Here is a 4,064-nt window from a genome sequence, read left to right on the forward strand (position 1 = left end):
TACTAATTCAAAAATTTGTAAAATGACGCAAGTTATTCTAAAACAAGCCAAAATTATCGACCCTTCAAGTCCGTTTCACAATCAAACAATGGACTTGAAAATTGAGAATGGTACGATAACGCAAATAGATAAGGAAATTACAACAACTTCTGGCTTTGAGGTTGTGAATCTTCCTAATTTGCATGTTTCTAAAGGCTGGATGGACAGTTCGGTATCCTTTGGCGAGCCTGGATATGAAGACCGAGAAACCATTGAAAACGGATTGAAAGTTGCTGCCAAAAGCGGATTTACTGCAGTAGCATTACAACCGAATTCAAACCCAACGATCGACAATCAATCGCAAGTACGATTTGTGTTGGATAGAGCAAAAGGAAATGCAACCACTCTCTACCCTATTGGCGCATTAACCAAAGGAAGTGAAGGAAATGAGCTGGCGGAATTATATGATATGCAAAACGCTGGAGCAATTGCTTTTGGCGATTATAAAAAGGCGCTTCAAAATGCAAATCTTCAAAAAATTGCACTGCAATACGTTCAAGATTTTAATGGAATGTTAGTGGCTTTTTGTCAAGACAGCACGTTAAAAGGAAGTGGTATTGCAAATGAAGGAGATGTAAGTACAAAATTAGGTTTAAAAGGAATTCCTGCACTAGCAGAAGAATTACATGTAGCCCGCAACTTATTTTTACTAGAATATAGTGGTGGAAAAATACACATTCCAACGATTTCAACCCAAGGAAGCATAAAATTAATAAAAGAAGCTAAAGCTAAAGGATTACAAGTAACTTGTAGTGTAGCGGTTCATAATTTAGTCTTAAACGACGAAATATTGATGGGCTTTGACTCAAGATACAAAGTCTTGCCACCCTTAAGAGAAGAGGCAACTCGAAAAGCTTTGATAGCTGCTGTTTTAGAAGGAACAATTGATTGCATTACCTCAGATCATAATCCGCTAGACATTGAAAATAAAAAATTAGAATTTGATTTGGCCAAAGATGGAACCATCGGATTAGAAAGTGCTTTTGGTGCTTTATTGAATAGTTTACCTCTTGAAATAGTGGTTGAGAAATTAGTTTCTAGTAAGCTGATTTTCAATGTAGAAAACCCATCAATAGCAATTGGAAACAAAGCAGATATTTCACTATTTACAACTCAAGATCAGTGGCAATTTAGCAAAGAAAACGTGCAGTCAAAATCTAAAAATTCGGCGTTCATTGGGCAAAAAATGCAAGGAAAAGCTGTTGGAATTTATAATAATGGGCAATTGATAATGAATAATTGATAATTTTATTGCTATGAACGACATAGAGCAAGAAAAAAGTGATATCGAAAAAGGAAAGATTGCAGCTATTACTAGTTATATTTTAATAGTAGGAATATTAATTGCGCTTTCAATGAATGCTGAATCAAAAAATAAATTTGCTTCATTTCATATCAAACAAGCGTTAGGATTAAATCTTACTTTTATTTCAATTGGATTACTAATTTCTAACTTTAGTAACATGCAAATCTATATTTCTTTTTGGGTGTTTTTTACGGTATTATGGGTTTTTGGTATTCTATCAGCTATTAAAGGAGAAAATAAAGCAATTCCAATTGTTGGAAATTTATATCAAAAATTATTTAAAAGTTTCTAAAATGAATTTACAGTATTTAGTTCGTGAGCCTAAAATTCGTTTAGATAAAAACCCGTTATTACTGCTATTACACGGCTATGGTAGCAATGAAGAAGATTTATTCTCTTTTGCTGCTGAATTACCAGAAGATAGTTTTGTTATTTCTGTTCGTGCACCGTATATTTTAGAACCTTATGGTCATGCGTGGTATGCCATTCATTTTGATGCCGATGAAAACAAATTTTCAGACAACGAACAAGCGAAAGAATCGGTAGCATTAATTGGTATTTTTATTGATGAAATTGTTAAGCAATATCCAATAGATACAGAAAATGTAACTTTGATAGGATTCAGTCAGGGCGCTATTTTAAGCTATGCCACTGCCCTAACCTATCCTGAAAAAATTTCAAAAGTTGTTGCTTTAAGCGGTTATTTCAATCAAGATATTGCACCTGAAGTTATTGATACCAAAGCCATTTCACATTTGAAATTCTTTATATCACATGGAACAGTAGATCAAGTAATTCCTGTAGATTGGGCACGAAAAGCAAAACCAGCATTAGAAAATCTAGGATTAGAAGTAGTATATCACGAATATCCAGTTGGACATGGTGTAGCTCCTCAAAATTTCTTTGATTTTAAGAATTGGATTATTCAAAACAATAATAAATAAGTACATTTGTACACAAAATTATAAACTATGGCATCAATTACATTAGGAGGAAATCCAATTCACACAAATAGCGAATTACCAGCAGTAGGTTCAAAAGCAACTGATTTTAGTCTTATCAAAATCGATTTAGGAACTGCAACTTTAGCTGATTTTGCTGGTTCTAAAGTCGTTTTAAATATATTTCCAAGTATTGACACTGGAACTTGTGCTACTTCGGTAAGAACCTTTAACGAAAAAGCAAGTTCATTATCCAATACCAAAGTTTTGTGTATCTCAAGAGATTTACCTTTTGCTCAAAAACGTTTTTGTGGTGCTGAAGGATTAGAAAATGTAATTAACTTATCGGATTTTAAAGATGGAAGTTTTGGAAAAAACTATGGTTTAGAAATTGTAGATGGTCCTTTAGCAGGATTACACTCGCGTGTAGTGATTGTGTTAGATGAAAACGGAACAATTCTGCACACCGAACAAGTAAATGAAATTGCAGACGAACCTAATTATGAAGCTGCTTTAGCTGTATTATAGATGAAATTTGAAAAAGACGAAACCCTGTTTACGGGTCGACTAAAAAGCATGGTATTTGCCTTAAAGGGCGCCTTCAAACTTATTACTACCGAACATAGTATAATGGTGCAATCATCACTTGTGGTTGTTATGACTATTGCAGGATTTTATTTTGGTATCAATAGAATGGAATGGATGATGCAAATCTTGGTGTTTGGTTTAGTTTTAGGAATTGAAGGATTAAATACTGCAGTAGAAAAAATTGCTGATTTTGTGCACCCCGATTTTCATAAACGCATTGGATTTATTAAAGATATTGCAGCTGGAGCAGTATTTTTTGCTGCATTAACCGCTCTCGTGATCGGATGTATTATTTATTTTCCATATTTATTTTAAATTAGCTACTTTTGTAAAAATTGTTCCGTTTCAATGGCCAAAAAAAATTCAAAAGGTGTTGCTGATAATGCAACTGACGCAGTTAATAAAAAATCATCTTTAAAGATAGGTCGCCGACAAAAATTTATTGTAGGCATCTTATTCATTTTCTTTTCGTTAGCCTTATTACTCTCGTTCATTTCTTATTTCATTACTGGATATGCTGATCAAAGTGCTGTAAGTCAATTAGCGAATCGTTCACTTAATACAGAAAATTGGTTAGGAAAAATTGGCGCTTTTTTGGCTGATTTTTTCTTATACCAAGGATTTGGAGTTACCTCTTTTCTATTTGTTAGAGTCTTGTTTTTAGTAGGTGCTTATCTAGTATTAGATATGAGTCTTTTAAAACTAAAGAAAAACTTTTTTTGGGATGGATTTCTTATCATTATAGGTTCTATATTATTAGGATTTCTTTGGGATTATGTTCCGCAATTAGGTGGTGTCATTGGCTATGAAATGAATCTATTCATTCAAGATTACATCGGTAAAACTGGGACACTTTTAGTATTACTATTTGGTGTTTTAATTTTCTTGGTTTTCAAAATCAATGTTTCACCCGATACGTTTACCTCAATATTTGAAAAGTCTGCAAAATCATTTAATGCAGACCTAGCATCTGAAACGAGTGCAAATCCTATTATTGATACCAATCATTCAGAAGATCAAGAAGTTGCTGAAGATGAATTACCTATTGTGCCACTTACAAATAAAGAAGACGATTTTTTACTAACCGAAGATGAAGAAGAAATTAGTAATATCGAATTAAAAACCTATCCCAACTCTTTTGAAATCAATAAAGAAGCTTTAAAACCTACTATTTCAAATTCATCCGAATT

The 4,064-nt window shown here is 33.0% G+C and carries 6 protein-coding genes; all 6 read left to right on the forward strand.

The annotated features are described in order from the left end of the window. The first annotated feature begins 22 nt into the window (after positions 1 to 22). Positions 23 to 1,282: a dihydroorotase family protein gene (locus ACIQZC_RS09635; protein ID WP_396139020.1), complete on the forward strand. Its 1,260-nt coding sequence runs from the start codon at positions 23 to 25 to the stop codon at positions 1,280 to 1,282. A gap of 13 nt (positions 1,283 to 1,295) precedes the next feature. Further along, entirely contained in the window at positions 1,296 to 1,637 is a 342-nt protein-coding gene (locus ACIQZC_RS09640; RefSeq protein WP_396139015.1) for a hypothetical protein, read from the forward strand. A gap of 1 nt (position 1,638) precedes the next feature. After that, positions 1,639 to 2,289: an alpha/beta hydrolase gene (locus tag ACIQZC_RS09645; protein WP_396139016.1), complete on the forward strand. Its 651-nt coding sequence runs from the start codon at positions 1,639 to 1,641 to the stop codon at positions 2,287 to 2,289. Positions 2,290 to 2,316: 27 nt separating this feature from the next. Further along, positions 2,317 to 2,814, forward strand: a complete 498-nt coding sequence (gene tpx, locus ACIQZC_RS09650) for a thiol peroxidase (protein ID WP_396139017.1) — start codon at positions 2,317 to 2,319, stop codon at positions 2,812 to 2,814. Beyond that, positions 2,815 to 3,189 carry a diacylglycerol kinase gene (locus tag ACIQZC_RS09655; RefSeq protein ID WP_396139018.1) on the forward strand — a complete coding sequence of 125 codons (375 nt, stop codon included), beginning with the start codon at positions 2,815 to 2,817 and terminating at the stop codon, positions 3,187 to 3,189. 33 nt (positions 3,190 to 3,222) lie between these two features. Further along, the coding region (locus tag ACIQZC_RS09660) for a DNA translocase FtsK 4TM domain-containing protein (RefSeq protein WP_396139019.1) at positions 3,223 to 4,064 on the forward strand (842 nt) is incomplete at its 3' end.

Origin of the sequence: Flavobacterium sp., from assembly GCF_044338735.1 — a bacterium.
Taxonomy (GTDB): Bacteria; Bacteroidota; Bacteroidia; order Flavobacteriales; family Flavobacteriaceae; genus Flavobacterium.